A 17093-nucleotide genomic window follows, 5' to 3' on the forward strand; every position below is an offset into this window, starting at 1 on the left:
AACCTCAATAAATTAGATTTTTTCTATAAGAACGGTCGCGGAGGCGGCGATCCCTTCGCCCCTGCCGGTAAAACCCATCTTTTCCGTTGTTGTTGCCTTCACGCTGACCTCATCAATATCTATACCGAGATCTTCAGCGATGTTCTTACGCATATCATATATATATGGAGCCATCTTCGGCGCCTGAGCTATTATAACGGAATCGGAGTTAACCACTCTCCATCCTTTCTCAGCGGCGAGACGCACCGCCTCCCTGAGAAGAATGCGGGAATCAATCCCTTTATATTTATTGTCCGTATCCGGAAACAGCCCGCCTATATCAGTATGCAGCGCCGCTCCGGCTATGGCGTCCGTGACAGCGTGAAGAAGAACGTCCGCATCGCTGTGCCCCGCCAGCCCTTTATCATAGGGTATATCAACTCCGCCGACTATCAGTCTTCTCTCTTCCGCAAACCTGTGAGCGTCGAGCCCGTTCCCCACTCTTATCTTCAACTGCGCAAACTCCTTATCCGGAATGATACATGATTTTAATAGGAACCGCAAAAACTGTACAATGTTTTTTTAAAAACCTTTTTTATTCATGCGTTCATTTCCTCTTTATTTTTTAAAATCATTTGTGCATAATTAGTTAAGAACGTGCGTTCACGGGGTTTTTTATGCTTCAAAGTTTATTAATCGGGCTGGGCGGCGCTTTGCTGCTTGTTATCTTTTCCCTCATCTATTCCTCTATGACCCGCAGAGAGGATATTGAAACCGGCGCAATAGATTTTGATGATTTGATGCACATGCTCAAAACCAAGCAGAATCTCCGGCTGATAGATTTATCAGACTCTGCTCATTTCAGAATGCACCATCTGAAGGGAGCAGAAAATATACCTCCCCGTGCCTTCCGCAATCTGGCGGGTGAACTGCTGGACGAACGCAGGACAGTCCTTTACTGCAAGTCCGGCAGGGAGTGCCGATTAGCCTATCAGTTCCTCAAGGAAAAAGGTTACAAAACAGATAATTTATACTATCTTGACGCTCAGATGATTTATACTTCCGTGTATAAACCCAAGGAGGCTATATGATAGTACGCGTAAGCGATATTGAGGCAAAGCACATCGAAAAACCAAGAGGGGGAACAGGAACCGCCGTGCAGATCCCCTATGAGGCGGCAAAGCAGTACGGAGGACAGATCATGGCTTTCGCCTTCATGGATCTTCCGCCCGAGGCATCCGTTGGTTATCACTTCCACGAAAATGATATGGAGATATACGTTCTTCTGGACGGGTTTGCCGAAGTGAACGATAACGGACGTGAAGACGTGCTCACACCCGGTGATATGATGATCACCAACAAAGGCGAGGCGCACTCCATAGCCAACAAGACTGACAAAAATCTGTCATTTCTCGCTCTCATACTGGAATAAAAGAAGATTTTTATATAAAACGGCGGCTTTTAAAACGCCGCCCTTCCCTTTTCCCTCAAATCCCGCCTGAAACGGTTGATTTTTCCCCTCACATCTGTTTATATAGCTTGCTTTAGTATATGGAGGTCTGAAATGGAAAGAACTTTCGCAATCGTAAAACCTGACGCAACAGCCGCCGGCTTCACAGGTAGAATCCTTGCCCGCATAGAGCAGGAAGGCTTCAAAATAGTTGCCATCAAAAAAATATTCATGTCAAAGAAACAGGCAGAGGGCTTCTATGCCGTTCACAGCGCAAGACCCTTCTTCAATGATCTCACCAGCTTCATGAGCAGCGGACCCTGTGTGGTTATGGTTCTTGAAAAAGACGGAGCCATCAAAGAATGGAGAAACCTTATGGGCGCCACCAACCCCGCCGAAGCAGCGGAAGGCACGCTCAGAAAGGAATTCGGCAAAAACATCGACAACAACGCCACTCACGGTTCAGACGCTCCCGAAACCGCTGCAACCGAAATTGCATACTTCTTCTCAGCACTTGAGCTTGTAGGTTAATAATTATGAGATACGTAAGCACACGGGGGAAGGTTCCCGCTGTTTCTTTTAAAGACGCGGTTATGATGGGACTCGCCGATGACGGCGGTCTGCTTGTGCCTGAAAGTGTTCCCGCATTCACTGCGGATGAGCTGACAAAGCTTTCGGCGCTGGACTATCCCTCGCTTGCTTACGGGATCATAAGCCGCTTCGCCACGGACATTGAGCCCGCGAAGCTGAAAGATATTATTGAGAAAAGCTATGCCGCCTTCGACACGGAGGAGGTTATCCCCGTTGTCAGAAAAGGCGGGCTGTATATAGCGGAAATTTTCCACGGCCCGACCTTTGCCTTCAAGGACATTGCTCTCCAGTTCCTCGGGAACCTGTTTGAACACATACTTGAGGAAAGAGGCGAAAAGCTCAATATAGTCGGCGCCACCAGCGGCGACACAGGCAGCGCGGCAATTTACGGTGTGCGCGGACGCAAAAACATCCGAATCTTCATTCTGCACCCCAAGGGCAGGGTAAGCCCCGTTCAGGAGATGCAGATGACCTCGGTCACTGATGAAAATGTTTTCAATCTTGCGCTTGATGGAACATTTGACGACTGTCAGGACATAGTCAAAGAGATCTTCGGCGACCTGAAATTCAAGCATGACTTCTCACTCGGCGCTGTAAACTCCATAAACTGGGCACGGGTTCTGGCGCAGATAGTATATTACTTCTGGTGTTCGTTCCGTGCGGCGGAAAACGGCAGAAAGCCGATCTTCATTGTCCCCACAGGCAACTTCGGAAACATATTCGCCGGATATTACGCAAAACTCATGGGGCTGCCCGTCGAAAAATTTATACTCGCAACAAATGAAAACAATATCCTCAGCCGCTTCATAAACGACGGGGATTATACAGCCAAAGAGGTTGTGGCGACTTACAGCCCCTCAATGGATATACAGATAGCAAGCAACTTTGAGCGTTACCTCTATTTCTTCTATGATAAAGACGCCTCCAAGGTTGAAGAGCTTATGAAAACCCTGAAAACTGAAAAGGGGATAAAATTCCCCGCAGCGGACATAGCCAAGGTTCAGCAGGAGTTCGGCACATACTCCGCCGCAAATGAAGAGACAGAGGCGGTCATAGCCTCCTTCTATAAAAGCACAGGCTACATAATCGACCCGCACACCGCATGCGGAGTGGCGGCAGGACTTAAACTCAAAACCGAATCGCCTGTTATATGTCTTTCCACCGCTCATCCGGCGAAGTTCCCTGATGTGGTTATGAAGGCAGCTGGCAAGGCACCCGAAAAGCCCGCAGGGATAATCAGACTTGAGGGTCTGCCCAGAAAGGTTGCCGACATACCGAAAGATACTGAAACTGTTAAGGAATTCATAAGACGGAACGTTTGATGAAGACTCCGGCGGAACTGTTCGATTTTCCGCTCCCCGAAGAACTTATAGCCCAGCATCCTCCTGAGACAAGGGGCGCTTCACGCCTGCTTCTCGCCGACAGGAAGGGTTCTGTTCAGGATCTGCTTTTCCGGGATATTACCGAACTTATCACCGATGAATATTTCATTGTTATCAATAACACCCGTGTGATGAACGCACGTCTTGAGGGCTTTAAGCCCACAGGCGGCAGGGTGGAAGTCTTTCTGCTGAATAAAACCTCGTCAGATTCCTTCACAGCCCTCACAGGAGGCAAGGTGAAAGAAGGGACAGAGGTAACTGTCGGCGAAGCTGTAATCAGAATCGAAAAATTTCTTGATGACGGGCTCCGCATGATCCGATTCCTCACCCACTCACCGGAAGAGGTTATGGAAAGATGGGGGCATGTTCCCCTTCCCCCGTATATCCGCAGAAATGACAGCGAAGAGGATAAGATCCGCTATCAGACGGTATACGCCAAGGAAGCAAAATCAGTGGCAGCGCCCACCGCAGGACTGCACTTCACTGAAGACACACTGAACGGACTGCGGAATAAGGGTGTTGAAATCCTTGAGGTTTCCCTTGATGTGGGCATAGGTACGTTCCGCCCTATGAAGGCGGATCATCTGGAAGACCACCGCATGCACACCGAGCGCTATCACGTGAGCAGTGAAACGGCGGATAGAATAAACAGTCTCAGGAAAAGCGGAAAGAAACTTATCTGCGTGGGAACAACGGCGATGCGCACCATGGAATCGGTCACTGACGGAAACGGCACAGTGCATGCGGGAAGCGGAGAAACAGACATTTTTATAAAACCGGGCTACTCCTTCAAGGCTGCGGACGCTCTCATAACAAACTTCCACCTGCCCAAATCGACGCTGTTCGTTCTCGTCTGCGCCTTCGCAGGACGGGAGTCTATGCTGAACGCTTACGCACACGCAGTGGCAGAAAGATACAGATTCTTCAGCTACGGCGACGCTATGTTCATAAGGTAAGACTGATCCAAATTTTAAAAACTACGAACAGGAAATATAATGTTTGAATTCACACTTGAAAAAACAAGCGAAAAATCGAAAGCCAGAGCGGGGCGGATAGTCACTCCGCACGGTGAGATAGAGACGCCTATATTCATGCCCGTGGGCACTGTGGGCTCGGTGAAGGGGGTTGCCCCCCGTGAGCTGGACGAAATAGGCGCACAGATTATTCTCGGCAATACCTACCACCTCCACCTCCGCCCGGGAGAAGACACAGTGGCGCATTTCGGCGGACTTGCGAAGTTTAATTCGTGGAATAAGCCCACATTGACAGACAGCGGCGGGTTTCAGGTTTTCAGCCTCGCCAAGCTTAACAAAATAGGCGAAGAGGGCGTGGAGTTCCGTTCACATCTTGATGGAAGCAAACTTTTTCTTTCACCGGAGAAGTCGATAGAGATACAGCAGAAGATCGGCGCTGATATAATGATGGCGTTCGACGAGTGCGTGCCTTACCCCAGCGAGAAGATATATGTGGAGAAGTCACTTGAGCTTACCACCCGCTGGGCGGAGAGATGTCTCAAGGCTAAAACAAGAGACGATCAGGCGCTGTTCGGCATAATTCAGGGCGGCGTATTCCCCGATCTGCGCAGACGCAGCGCCGAACAGATATGCGCCCTTCCCTTTGAAGGGTTCGCGATCGGCGGACTCAGCGTCGGGGAAGATATTCCGACCATGTATGAGATTGCGGACTTCATCACGGATCATATGCCAGCGGACAAGCCCCGTTATCTGATGGGGGTAGGCACGCCTGAGGATCTGCTGAACGGAATAGAGCGCGGCATAGACATGTTTGACTGTGTGATGCCCACGAGAAACGCCCGAAACGCCCTGCTTTTCACAAACAGCGGCAAGCTTCATATAAAAGCGGCTAGGTACAGGCTTTCGGATGAACCGGTGGACGCTGAATGCGGCTGTTACACATGCCGGAACTTCTCCCGCGGGTACTTAAGACACCTGTATAAAACAGGTGAGCTTCTGGCTCTGAAGCTCAATTCCATCCACAATCTGCATTTCTATCTTTCTCTTGTAAAACGGGCAAGAAATGCTATAAATAATGGGTTCTTTGAGGATTTCAAAAAGGAAATTCTGGATAAAATTACTTTCGGAGGAGACAATGTTTAACGGTACTATGTTGGCTGCAAACGCACAGCCCGGACAGGGCGGAGCATTAATACAGCTTCTGCCACTTATTCTCATTTTTGCGATATTCTACTTCCTGCTTATCAGACCTCAGCAGAAAAGACAGAAAAAACACGCTCAAATGCTCGATGCGCTTAAAGCAGGCGACGAAGTTATCCTTGCCGGAGGTATCTACGGTAAAATAGACAGGGTCGCCGATCAGAACACCTTCATAGTTGAAATTGCTGACGGCGTTAAAGTCAAATCCGCTAAAAGCGGTGTGGCAAGTGTTGCCTCCGCTGCCGCCGGGGAGAAATAAACCTAATGAAACTAAGGACCAGATGGATCATCATTTTGATTGTAGCGGTCTGGGCTGTTATTTCAGTTCTGCCTTACGGCAAGAATATGAAACTCGGGCTGGATCTTCAGGGCGGTATGCACGTCGTTCTCGGCGTGGACACCGACAAAGCGGTTGAAGGAAGACTTGAAGGCTTTACTGTAAAGATCAGAAAGGAACTCGCCGCTGAATCGGTCAACTTCGGCTATGTGCAGATGGATAATAAAGGCAGAATCAACATCGCCCTCAACAACACGGATGATGCTGACAAGGTCAAAAAAATCATATCTGACAGATACGACACCCTCGAAGCTGTGGCATCATCCGGCAACAATATCCTCAGCTACCGCTTCAACAATGCCGCTGTCAAACAGATCAAGGAATACGCCGTTGAGCAGTCCCTTGAGGTTGTAAGAAACAGGATCGACCAGTTCGGTGTTACCGAGCCCGTTATCCAGCGTCAGGGACAGAATCAGGTTGTTGTTCAGCTTCCGGGCATAACTGATCCGGAGAGAGCAATCAGCCTCATCGGCAGAACAGCCCAGCTCAAGTTTCACATCGTAAACGAAACAGTGAACCCCGAAGATGCGGTCAGCGGCAATATACCCTTTGACTCTATCCTTCTTTATCAGAAAGTTACAGATAAAAACACCGGTAAGGTGCTGAGCAGCGTTCCCTTTGTAGTAAAAAGAGAGGCTGTTCTCACCGGTGACTACCTTGTTGACGCCTCCGTATCGTTCACGCAGAACAACCTTCCCGCTGTCCAGTTCACTCTGGATTCCGCAGGAAGCAAGCTGTTTGAAGAGGTCACAGGGCAGAACGTAAACAGAAGAATGGCAATAGTGCTTGACGACAACGTTTACTCCGCCCCCGTGATCAAATCCAAAATCGCTGGCGGCAGCGCAATCATTGACGGAATCGGCACACTTGAGGAAGCAAAGGAGATAGCCATTGTTCTGAGAGCAGGCAGCCTCCCCGCTCCGGTGAGCATTGAAGAGAACAGGACAGTGGGACCCTCCCTCGGTCAGGACTCCATCAACTCCGGTCTCAAGGCTGCTCTGGCAGGCATAGCGGCAGTTATAATATTCATGGGCGTTTACTACAGAAAGTCCGGACTCATCGCCAATGCGGCTCTACTTTTCAACTTCCTGCTGATATTCGCTGTAATGAGCCAGTTTCAGGCAACGCTCACCCTTCCGGGGATAGCGGGCATGATACTTACTCTCGCCATGTCGGTTGACGCTAACGTTCTTATATACGAACGAATCAGGGAGGAACTCCGAATAGGCAGAACATCCCTCAACGCCGTTGAATACGGTTATGAAAAAGCCCTTTCAACAATCCTTGACTCGAATATAACAACAATCATCGCTGCCGTGGTTCTCTTCCAGTTCGGGACAGGACCCATAAAAGGCTTCGCGGTGACGCTCTCCATCGGTATTCTCGCGTCCCTCTTCACGGCGCTGTTCTTCACCAGAACCGTCTTCGCCACCGTACTCGGCGGAAACGAAACAAAATCCGTGAGCATATAGGAGGGGGATGAAATGTTTGAGATAATTAAACCCGGAACAAAAATAGACTTTCTCTCCTACACCAAGTACTACTTTACCGTGAGCATAATACTCACTGTTTTATGCTTCGGAATCCTGCTTTCCAAAGGCTTCAATTACGGAATCGACTTCGCCGGCGGCACTGTTATACAGGCTCACTTTGAAAAAGATCCGAACCTTGATGAAATCAGGAAAGCCATAAACAGCGCTGGAATCGGCGATGCGGTAATCCAGAACTTCGGAGACGGAGATGATGTTCTTATACGTCTGGAAAAGCTGGATAAAAACCTTGATGTTATCTCCAAAGATATACAGAATGCTCTTGTTCAGGCTTTCGACAGCGAAAAAGTTGAAATAGTCCGTATTGAGCAGGTGGGTCCGCAGGTAGGCGAACAGCTTAAAACCAAGGCTTTATACGCTGTTTTCTACGCTCTCATAGGCATGCTCATCTACATTGCGCTGCGCTTCAGGCTCATCTACGCAGTCGGCGCTGTGGCAGCACTTGCCCATGACGTTATCATAACCCTCGGCGTACTTAGCATTACAGGCAAAGAGATAGACCTTACGATAGTTGCGGCTATCCTCACCATCGTGGGTTATTCAATCAACGATACTGTTATAGTTTTCGACAGGGTACGTGAGAACCTCAAGGCGGAAGGCGGCTCGTCCCTTTCCGTTAAGGATGTTCTGAACAGAAGCCTCAATGAGACGCTGACCAGAACAGTAATCACATCAGGCACAACACTCTTTGCTGTAATCGCCCTTTACTTCTTCGGCGGTGAGGTAATTAACGGATTCGCCTTTACTCTTCTCATAGGTATAGGTTTCGGAACCTACTCATCTGTTTGTGTTGCAGCGGCAATAGTTTATCTGCTCATGGCAAAAAAAGAGACTAAAGCCATAGCTTAACTGCCTCTGTATTTTTAGAATTCCAAAGCCGCTTCTTTGAAAAAAGGAGCGGCTTTTTTTATGTAATTACATTATGACAGTAGTATAATTGGTGCGGAGGATAATATGTCATACGATACGAAATACTGCGCCGAGTGCGGGGAAACCATACGGCGAAACGCTGAAATATGCCCCAAATGCGGAGTGAGGCAATACCCGCAGAAAGGGAGAAACCGACTTGCCGCTGCACTGCTTGCGTTCTTTTTGGGCGGATTCGGCATACATAAGTTTTATCTGGGGAGAACCGGATGGGGGATCGTTTATCTGCTCTTCTGCTGGACATTCATTCCGGGGCTGATAGCAATAGCGGAATCAGTATTCCTGCTCCTCATGAGCGATCAGGAATTCGATACGAAATACAACAACTGACATTAAAAAGCCCCCGATGAAACGGGGCTCAGACTGATGATAAATTCGGAATCTGATATTACGGATAGATGAGATTGCTTCACGTTGTTCGCAATGACAGGAAATTGCGTCACTGCGAGGAGCAAAGCGACGCGGCAGTCTCAGGTTTTTATTCCTTTGTAAACACATTCAAGCCCCGCCGAAGCGGGGCTCAGATATTTTCTATTCGTGGTAACCTAAGCGCTTGCTTATCTCACGGGCATATTTTCTGGCAACAGGAAGAATCTGGTTCATCAGCCTTTCATCCGTCATGCGGCATGCAGGACCGGTAACGCTGAGAGCCGCGACCGGTATTCCCAGATAATCCTTAACAGGAACAGCTACGCAGCGCACTCTCTCCTCAAACTCCTGATTATCCAGAGCGTAGTCGTCTTCTGCGACCCCTTTAAGCTCTTTTTTAAGGATAGGCAGAGACGTGATTGTGCTGTCGGTGTATCTTTTAAGTCTTGCGCCCATGTATATTTTATTAATCTCTTCTTCAGATGAGTACGCGAGCTGAACCTTTCCTATCGCAGTGCAGTAGGCGGGAACATCCTTGCCCACACGGGAAACCACCCTGACGGGAAGATTCGTCTCAACTATATCCAGATAGATTACATTCCCTTCACGGAGTATTCCTATGTAAACCGATTCGTTCACCTCTGCCACTATCTTTTCCATAAATGGTCTGGAAAGCTTGAGTATGCCGAGTTTGCTCACAAACTTCTGCCCGAGGTTGAATATCCCGATGCCGAGACGGTAGTTCTCAGTGTTGAAGTTCTGCTCTATGTAGCCTCTGGAGGCGAGAGTGGCAAGCAGTCTGAACACATTGTTTTTGTGCAGTCCAAGCGACTTGCTGAGTTCGGTAACGCCGAACTCGTCTTTATTTTCCGCAGTCCTGAACACTTCAAAAAGCTGAAGCGCATGATAAACTGACTGGACAGGTTTTACATCCGGTTTATAAACCATAAAATACTCCTTTAAGAACCCATAATCGGGCTAATGAAACATATAGTGTGCGAAACCGCACAGATACAACGTTTATTCTTATAATAACAGGCTAACGTTTGAAAGAATATAAAATATCGTTATAAACAAAACAAGTTTTTTCTTTGTTATTGAAAAAAATAATTACTGCTCGCCTTAATCAGCCGTTAACCTGTTTAATACTTAGTTTATCTGCTAAATCAGAGATGTCGTAGCTGCCGGGATTCTGAAATATCCGTAAATCAAATTCATGAACAGCAGCAAGCAGATGATCGAAAATGTCCGACTGGATCCCCTCGTAGTTAACCCAGTTTATATCATTGGAAAATACATAAACCTCAAGGGGCAGCCCTTCGGGAGTCGGCGCCAATTGTCTTACCAGAAAGGTCATGCTCTTGTCTATCTCTTTTTTTTGTCTGAGATATTCAAGCATGTAAGCTCTTAATGTGCCTATATTTGTGAGGTGCCTGCCGTTCACAATGCTTTTCCCTACAATGCCCTCATTCGCTTTGTCAATTTCCTTCAGCTTACGGCTGAGGTATTCATTGAGAACTTCGACCTCGCCGAGTCTTTTAATATCCTCATCTGTTAAAAAACGGATGCTTTTTTGATCTATCAGGATAGAACGCCTTATCCTTCTTCCGCCGGACTGCTGCATCCCTCTCCAGTTTCTGAAGGAGCCGTCAATCAGCTTGTGAGTGGGTATGGTGACTATGGTATTGTCGAAATTCTGTACCTTGACCGTATGCAGAGCCATCTCCGTGACGGTGCCGTCCGCTCCTGTTCCGGGCACTTCTATCCAGTCGCCGACGTGGACAAGATCATTGAAGATAATCAGCAGACTCGCAACAAAGTTCATGATCGTGTCCTTGAACACCAGCATGAGTATGGCGGTCATGGCGCCTATACCGCTCAGTATTGCCCAAGGAGACTTGCCGAGGAAGAAGCAGACTACGAGAATCGCTCCCATGATAAACAAAAATATCTCAACAAGCTGCACATAGCCTTTTATGGGTCTGGTAACGGCGACGGGGAACTGCTCATAAACCTCTGCGGCGGAGCGCAGAAGCCTTCTGCCGAATACCACGACCATCACTGTTATATAAACATTCAGCAGACGGAGGAGAGGAACCTCCACAGCCGGAAAAAACTGCATGCCGTAATGGACCACAAACACGGGAGGCAGTGTGAAAATTATATTAAACACTTTATGTTTAAGGAGAACATCATCCCAGCCCACTGAGCTGCGCTTGACAGCGGCATAAATAAGCCTCAGTATGAAAAATCTCGGTACAGCGTAAGCAAGGAAAACAAAGAGCAGAATCACACCCGCCTTAATCAGACCTTCCAGCGGAATATTCATATAAGAAAGCGTTTCAATCATTTTTTCTTTCATGCAGTGGCGTCAAAACCTCCTAAATGCTGTGCTGTGTCTTTTTTAACTTCAAAAACCGCCTCATCCTTTGGTTCATATTTTTTCCAGCGGATCAGCGCGTTCTCAACATCTATACTTTTAAGCAGCTCGGAAATATCGGCTTCGCTTTTCACCAGTATATCAAAAACATCCCTTATTTGTCTCGCGATTATGAATGTTTTCCCTATTTTGCTGAATTCAAGGGAGATATACATTATTCCGTCCCCCTTGTCATCTTTTTTATACCTGACAAGGGCATCGCTCACATCTTCGTCCTTGGTTTTCAGATAACTGACGAGTCCGTCCGCCATGAGAACGTTGACGAGCTGGAGCCTTGTCACTGTCTCTCTTGCGGGTACATCTCCCTCCGTATACGCACGGAACTTCTCATCCCCCGACACCTGCTCCCCGTTCGCCAGCTTATTCTCAAAGAATATGCCGCTATTCCTGATCGCCGCCTTTATATCATCCGGAGTGAGGTCAAGCAGGCTCAGGCTTGAGAATTTGCCAGTGTTTTTCAGCAGTGCCGCAAAGTCGAACTTCCCCACTTCAGTCTTAACCGCAAGAGGATCAAGGTTTTCTATGGGAGTCTTCATCACCATTAGCTCCAGAAAAGGATCTGTCTTGATTATCTGCGCCTTAAGAGTGTTGAGAACAGTCTGCCCTATGTCCGCTTTGAAGAGATAGCCGCCCGCGTCCAGAAGCTTCAGACCGTCCGCCATTGTGCGGACAATATTGAGATTCAGCGTATCCCCTTCCTTCGCGCCGGAGATTGTGCCCTTCAGCAGGCGGAAGATCACCGCGTCGGCACCATCCTCAGTCTGCACACCGGACTGCGCCGGAGCAGGCTTGACAAGCGCCGAGTTGAAGCCGTCCTCAAAATTTCTGATTATTTTAAGCTCAACCTGTGACCCGCTGCGGACAACCTGAGCACGGAAGCGTGTGCTGTCTCCCAGCTCCGTATCCAGCGTTGCTGTTACCTGACGCCCTTTGAGATTTATGAGATACATACCGTTGTTCATTCTGCGCACAACGGAACCGCCTAGTTTTTCGCCCTCCATCAGTTCAAGGAGTTTTCCGCTCTGGTCAGTGAAGCCGAGCTGTCCGGAACCTATCTTCATGCGCCCATGCTGCGCACTATCTTAACCTCCGTTGTGGAGATGCCCAGCTTTCTTGCTATGTCAGAATCAGGCATTCCGTCTTCGGCGAGCTCCCTTATTTTTTCCTTAAGGGTTTTCTCCTGTTTTGCCTTTTCCGTCGCCCTGCCGTAGTCGGCAAGCTTAGAATCTGCAAGCACTGTGAGGTCTTCCAGCACGCTTTCCCTTTCTTTTATGGAGTTTTCCAGTCTTGATGCTATATGCTCGCTTTCTATTACAAGCTCCCTGAGCTCCTCAATGAACGGATACAGATCAGAGGGGGTAACCTCTATAAGCCTTTTTTCCAGCTTGCGCACCTTGGCGGCAAGGGCGGCGATGACCAGTACCAAGACAAGCAGAACAATGTATGTTATGATCATCAGGGTTGAGTTTGTCATTTATCCCTCGCCTCTTTCAGCAGCTCCCTGTCCTTCTCGAAAACGTATCTTATAATGTTTTCCTTCACAGCCTCTTCCATATCACTGAACTCCAGATCCGCAAGGATCCCCAGCTTGGTTTTGCGTCCGCCTGCGACCTTGCCCACAGCGGAAAAGCGGAGTCTTCCGCCCGTATCAAAGGATCTGGCTTCCAGAAAAAACAGTTCGCCTATCTTCAAACTTTCGTCGGTGAAAAATCCACAGCCCTCACTGCTGATGTACAGGGCTTTTACCGTCTGAAAATCTTTCTCTATGCCGTCAGTCTCAGCAAGATAAACAAGCCGCTCCAGCTTGGAGTCCATTTCCATGAGCAGCCGGAAAAGGTGCTGATTACTTACCGTTTCGTTCGGAATGACCGACTGGATTTTGTTTACTATGCTGTTTTTATTTGCCGCATTATTCCTCTCCGCGTTGCGGGCGCAGGAAGCGTACTCGTCTGCGGTTATCCTTTTTATATCGAAAAAGCCCTTATACTCAACCCTGTGGGCGCACTCGGCTCTTCCGCGCAGGTCTTTCACGACTTTGAGGAAAAGCTGGGCGCCCTCGGCTTTCAGAAACTCAACCTGAACACATTTTGACGAACCGGCCTCATGCCACTGAAGCGTCATCTCAAGGCAGTCCGCCACCAGTGCGGGAGAATATGAGGCAAGCTGCAAAACAAGGGGAGCCTTGGACGCGATCTGACCGTAAACTGTTCTTATATCATCAGGATATATAATGCTGAGTCTTGCGCGGACTATCACGTATTATGCCTCTATGTCTATTAAGTGCCCCGAATTACTTTCAGGAGGAGTTTTACGCCGCTTTTTATCTTTTTCACGCTTTTTACGGTTTCTTTCGTCAATATTGGGGTTTTCGGAGCGGGGCACATTTGTGACCGAACGGGCATTCTGTTCATTCTGCTTTGTCATTTCCGCAGCGAGATGAGCATGCCGCTGTTCGGCATTTCTTTCCATAACCTCCTGCACCTTTTCGGTGATGGGGGTTTTATTCATTATGACCTGAACATCTATCGGACCGGGAGCCATACAATTACCTCCGACTTAATGACGAAAAGCATCACACTGTGAGGGATTTCCGTACAAGCCACAGGCGGACAAATATAATATCCGCTGAAGTGTGCCTTAATCTGCTTATCGGCACAAACTCATATTATATAAGTTAGGCTGATAAGCGGCGAAGTGCCAGCGGAATACTTATTTGTGTTGTCATAACAACAACAGCAAACCGCACATCCTGTCGGTTTGCTGTACACGCTCGCGCCGAACCTCGTTCGGCTTCGCTGCGCACGGCGCAGTTCCTTCCATGGAACTGTATAACAACAACAGCAAACAGCATATCCTGTCGGTTTGCAGTACACGCTCGCGCCGAACCTCGTTCGGCTTCGCTGCGCACGGCGCAGTTCCTTCCATGGAACTGTATAACAACAACAGCAAGCAGCACATCCTGTCGGTTTGCTGTACACGCTCGCGCCGAACCTCGTTCGGCTTCGCTGCGCACGGCGCAGTTCCTTCCATGGAACTGTATAACAACAACAGCAAACAGCATATCCTGTCGGTTTGCTGTACACGCTCGCGCCGAACCTCGTTCGGCTTCGCTGCGCACGGCGCAGTTCCTTCCATGGAACTGTATAACAACAACAGCAAACAGCATATCCTGTCGGTTTGCAGTACACGCTCGCGCCGAACCTCGTTCGGCTTCGCTGCGCACGGCGCAGTTCCTTCCATGGAACTGTATAACAACAACAGCAAACCGCACATCCTGTCGGTTTGCTGTACACGCTTGGGCACGCCCCATCTTAGAACTTGCCTATTTCAGGTAGACTATGCCGCCGCCGAAGTTCTTCATTTGGAATTTATCGCTTATCTTGTTCAGGGTTTCAGAGTGTCCGAGGAACAGATAGCCCGGGTCGTTCAACGTTTTATGGAAAGTTTCGATCACCTTGATCTTAGCCTCCATATCAAAATATATCAGCACGTTCCGACAGAAAATAATATCCGCCTTGCCGAACTTGGAGGCGACCAGCGGACTCAGCAGATTCCCCTGAAAAAACTTAACCTGAGAAGCTATAAGCGGATCAAGCTTAAAGGAGAAACCGTCCTTGGTGAAATATTTATCCACTATCTGCGGCGGCACGCCTCTGAAAGACACACTGCGGTATATGCCCTGCTTTGCCGTTTCCAGCACTTCGGTATTTATGTCCGAGGCGTATATCTCAATACTCATCCTATTCAGCAGTCCCGCCTCATTAAGCAGGATTGCCATCGAATAAGCTTCCTCACCGGAAGAACTGGCGGAAGACCATATCCTGATACTTCTTTTGCCTTTCGCCTGAAGCTCCGGGATTACGGTTTTTATCATGTAATCCATCTGAGCCCTTTCACGGAGGAAATAGGTTTCGTTTATTGTCACCAGATTAAGGAGGATTTCCATCTCCTCCTTCTTCTTAACGTTATACTTAAGGTAATAGATGTAGTCTTTGAAGCTGTTGAAATTCAGTTCCTGAAGCCTTTTCGTGAGCCTGTTCTCCAGAAGATACTTTTTGCTGTCCGAAAAAGATATTGCGGAACTGTTGTAGATGATGTCCTTCAGCTCAACAAACTCGTCATCTTTTATTTTGATCGTTCCGATTTGAATCATAGCACTTCCAGTATATTCTGAATCTTTTCACGGACATATTTATTCTCTTCCGCTGTCAGCCTGCTGCGAAGAACATCTTTATAGCCTGTGGGTCTGATCGTGTCCAGAATCTCAACCGCCTTAAAGCGCACAAGCCAGCTTTCATCAGAAACAACAAGCTTGGCGGCGGTTTGCGCAGCCGCATCGGGTTTGATTTTCATCAGTGAACCGAGAACCTCCTTACGGACATCCTCATTATCATCCTTAATGAGCCCCTGAAGAAAAACTGAGGAGTCATACTTTATTTTGCCCAGAGCCTCAATTATGGCAAGGCGGACATTCTCCTCAACTTCAGCATAAGCCTCTATAAGTTTTTCCGCGCTGATTTCACTGTGCATTTCGCCCAGCGCCTTCACGGCGAAATAACCCACCCAACTATCCTTATCTGTAATCCTTTTCAGAATCTCTTCAATTTTATCCTTCGCCTTGATGCGCACAAGACCGCCGGCGGAAGCTTCCCTGACCTTCAGAGACTCATCATCAAAACCGGCGAGAAGAATATCCGCAACCCCGGGCTTGTTGAAGCCGGCGAGGCTTTTTACCGTAAACGCGCGTACATCCTCATTCTTCTCCGCTTTAAGGTGCTCCAGAAGGATCGTATAGCTCTGAGAATCGTTTATAAGAGAAAGAGCCTGAGACGCGACAATACGCAGACGCGGACTGTCGGACTTAAGAAGCATGCCTATCTTCTCTGCGTCCGTATCGTCCGCAAGCAGGGCGATGGAACCTGCTGCCGCTTCCGCCACATCGCTGACGGTGCTTTTCAGGAACTCGTACAGCCTTTCCTTAACCGAGAGTTCTCCGAACCAGCCTATAACAAGGATTGCCGCGCGGACTACCGATCCGGAATCGCTGTCGAGGCATTCCTTGATCTTTGCCGCCGCGTCATAGTCATGCGCCTTGCCGATTGTAAGCACAGCATATTCCTTGAGCAGCGGGTCGCTGCCTTCAAGCACATCGTAAAGCCTTGCCTTTATTTCATCAGTATAGTTTTCCGCTATGTAGTCGGACACCCTGTCCGCCTCTTCGGGATCCAAAAACTTCGCCAGAAGCTCATCAGCAGAAAACGAGGTGTAATCCTGAGAGATATTGAACAGCGGCAGAAGATTTGTCATTTCAAAAAGCTGGTGAACCTCTTCGCTCACATTGACAAGGAGAAGTTCCGCTTTATTTTTCTGAACCTCTTTCTTAAATGCGAGTATGGTCGCCAGAGACTTGCTCTGTAAAAAAAAGCAGTTTTTCAGATCAAGAATCACTTTATAGATTCCAGCTTCATTCCTTACAGCCGCCAGACCCTCATTAAGTCCTTCCACGTGGCTTTCTGCGCCGATGACAACACGGAGAGTGTCTTTATTTCTGGTGAGTTCAACGCTCATTTCCTACCCCAGCGCCTGCGCCTCTGTTTCGTAAATTTTAAAGACTTTATCAAGACCGGTGAAAGCGAACATTTCCCTTATGTCGGAGGACATTTCGCAGAGTCCTAGTTCCTTTTTCATTTTATTGGCGTTTTTAAGCAGGTCGATTATCTCCCTCAGTCCGGAGCTGTTCATATACACAACGCCCTTGAATGAGAGCACCGCTGCATTGTGTGATGCGAACATATCAAGTACTTTCTTCTTCAGTTCCCCGCCTGTCTGAGCGTTTACTTCGCCTTTGATGTAGACTACCTGCTTGCCGTTTTTACCCTGAACGTCGAACATTG

General features: G+C 48.3%; 21 protein-coding genes. 10 read left to right on the forward strand and 11 right to left on the reverse strand.

Annotated elements, in window-relative coordinates; translation table 11 throughout:
- Positions 1–12: 12 nt before the first annotated feature.
- Positions 13–486, reverse strand: a complete 474-nt coding sequence (ispF, locus tag EP073_RS13175) for a 2-C-methyl-D-erythritol 2,4-cyclodiphosphate synthase (protein WP_128467825.1) — start codon at positions 484–486, stop codon at positions 13–15.
- Positions 487–656: 170 nt separating this feature from the next.
- Between ispF and EP073_RS13180 the strand changes: the two genes are divergently transcribed.
- The 10 genes from EP073_RS13180 to EP073_RS13225 all read left to right on the forward strand — a co-directional run bounded on the left by EP073_RS13180 (position 657) and on the right by EP073_RS13225 (position 8720).
- Positions 657–1070, forward strand: a complete 414-nt coding sequence (locus EP073_RS13180; RefSeq protein ID WP_128467626.1) for a rhodanese-like domain-containing protein — start codon at positions 657–659, stop codon at positions 1068–1070.
- A complete protein-coding gene (locus tag EP073_RS13185) occupies positions 1067–1411 on the forward strand; it encodes a cupin domain-containing protein (RefSeq protein ID WP_128467627.1) in 345 nt (114 codons plus the stop codon). Before EP073_RS13180 ends, EP073_RS13185 begins: the two co-directional genes overlap by 4 nt.
- A 132-nt stretch (positions 1412–1543) precedes the next feature.
- Positions 1544–1960: a nucleoside-diphosphate kinase gene (gene ndk, locus EP073_RS13190; protein ID WP_128467628.1), complete on the forward strand. Its 417-nt coding sequence runs from the start codon at positions 1544–1546 to the stop codon at positions 1958–1960.
- A gap of 5 nt (positions 1961–1965) precedes the next feature.
- Entirely contained in the window at positions 1966–3342 is a 1377-nt protein-coding gene (gene thrC / locus EP073_RS13195; protein WP_128467629.1) for a threonine synthase, read from the forward strand.
- Complete coding sequence (queA, locus tag EP073_RS13200; RefSeq protein ID WP_128467630.1) at positions 3342–4358, forward strand: tRNA preQ1(34) S-adenosylmethionine ribosyltransferase-isomerase QueA; 1017 nt, start codon at positions 3342–3344, stop codon at positions 4356–4358. Before thrC ends, queA begins: the two co-directional genes overlap by 1 nt.
- A gap of 39 nt (positions 4359–4397) precedes the next feature.
- The gene (gene tgt, locus EP073_RS13205; RefSeq protein WP_128467631.1) at positions 4398–5519 is read left to right on the forward strand and encodes a tRNA guanosine(34) transglycosylase Tgt; all 1122 of its coding nucleotides are present in this window, start codon (positions 4398–4400) and stop codon (positions 5517–5519) included.
- On the forward strand, positions 5512–5835 hold the full coding sequence (gene yajC, locus EP073_RS13210; RefSeq protein ID WP_128467632.1) for a preprotein translocase subunit YajC: 324 nt from the start codon (positions 5512–5514) through the stop codon (positions 5833–5835). Before tgt ends, yajC begins: the two co-directional genes overlap by 8 nt.
- A gap of 5 nt (positions 5836–5840) precedes the next feature.
- Positions 5841–7385: a protein translocase subunit SecD gene (gene secD, locus EP073_RS13215; protein ID WP_128467633.1), complete on the forward strand. Its 1545-nt coding sequence runs from the start codon at positions 5841–5843 to the stop codon at positions 7383–7385.
- Positions 7386–7397: 12 nt separating this feature from the next.
- Complete coding sequence (gene secF, locus EP073_RS13220) at positions 7398–8312, forward strand: protein translocase subunit SecF (RefSeq protein ID WP_128467634.1); 915 nt, start codon at positions 7398–7400, stop codon at positions 8310–8312.
- A gap of 105 nt (positions 8313–8417) precedes the next feature.
- Complete coding sequence (locus EP073_RS13225) at positions 8418–8720, forward strand: TM2 domain-containing protein (RefSeq protein WP_128467635.1); 303 nt, start codon at positions 8418–8420, stop codon at positions 8718–8720.
- Positions 8721–8921: 201 nt separating this feature from the next.
- On the opposite strand, the gene EP073_RS13230 is transcribed toward EP073_RS13225, so the two are convergent.
- The 10 genes from EP073_RS13230 to EP073_RS13275 form a co-directional block, all read right to left on the reverse strand.
- The gene (locus tag EP073_RS13230) at positions 8922–9707 is read right to left on the reverse strand and encodes an IclR family transcriptional regulator (RefSeq protein WP_128467636.1); all 786 of its coding nucleotides are present in this window, start codon (positions 9705–9707) and stop codon (positions 8922–8924) included.
- Between the two features lie 178 nt (positions 9708–9885).
- Positions 9886–11109 carry a mechanosensitive ion channel family protein gene (locus EP073_RS13235; RefSeq protein ID WP_164885382.1) on the reverse strand — a complete coding sequence of 408 codons (1224 nt, stop codon included), beginning with the start codon at positions 11107–11109 and terminating at the stop codon, positions 9886–9888.
- Positions 11110–11117: 8 nt separating this feature from the next.
- Positions 11118–12260, reverse strand: coding sequence for a hypothetical protein (locus EP073_RS13240; RefSeq protein WP_128467638.1), 1143 nt, complete (start codon positions 12258–12260; stop codon positions 11118–11120).
- Positions 12257–12673 carry a DUF6115 domain-containing protein gene (locus EP073_RS13245; RefSeq protein WP_128467639.1) on the reverse strand — a complete coding sequence of 139 codons (417 nt, stop codon included), beginning with the start codon at positions 12671–12673 and terminating at the stop codon, positions 12257–12259. Before EP073_RS13245 ends, EP073_RS13240 begins: the two co-directional genes overlap by 4 nt.
- Complete coding sequence (locus EP073_RS13250; protein ID WP_128467640.1) at positions 12670–13455, reverse strand: PilZ domain-containing protein; 786 nt, start codon at positions 13453–13455, stop codon at positions 12670–12672. Before EP073_RS13250 ends, EP073_RS13245 begins: the two co-directional genes overlap by 4 nt.
- A 3-nt stretch (positions 13456–13458) precedes the next feature.
- Positions 13459–13740 carry a hypothetical protein gene (locus tag EP073_RS13255; protein ID WP_128467641.1) on the reverse strand — a complete coding sequence of 94 codons (282 nt, stop codon included), beginning with the start codon at positions 13738–13740 and terminating at the stop codon, positions 13459–13461.
- Between the two features lie 133 nt (positions 13741–13873).
- Positions 13874–14509 (reverse strand): hypothetical protein, encoded by a 636-nt coding sequence (locus EP073_RS13260; RefSeq protein WP_128467642.1) that lies wholly within the window; start codon positions 14507–14509, stop codon positions 13874–13876.
- Positions 14510–14521: 12 nt separating this feature from the next.
- Entirely contained in the window at positions 14522–15352 is an 831-nt protein-coding gene (locus tag EP073_RS13265; RefSeq protein WP_128467643.1) for a CheR family methyltransferase, read from the reverse strand.
- Positions 15349–16767, reverse strand: a complete 1419-nt coding sequence (locus tag EP073_RS13270) for a HEAT repeat domain-containing protein (protein WP_128467644.1) — start codon at positions 16765–16767, stop codon at positions 15349–15351. Before EP073_RS13270 ends, EP073_RS13265 begins: the two co-directional genes overlap by 4 nt.
- Positions 16768–16770: 3 nt before the next feature.
- The gene (locus tag EP073_RS13275; RefSeq protein WP_128467645.1) at positions 16771–17091 is read right to left on the reverse strand and encodes an STAS domain-containing protein; all 321 of its coding nucleotides are present in this window, start codon (positions 17089–17091) and stop codon (positions 16771–16773) included.
- Positions 17092–17093: the final 2 nt, after the last annotated feature.

Origin of the sequence: Geovibrio thiophilus, assembly GCF_004087915.1 — a bacterium.
GTDB lineage: Bacteria > Chrysiogenota > Deferribacteres > Deferribacterales > Geovibrionaceae > Geovibrio > Geovibrio thiophilus.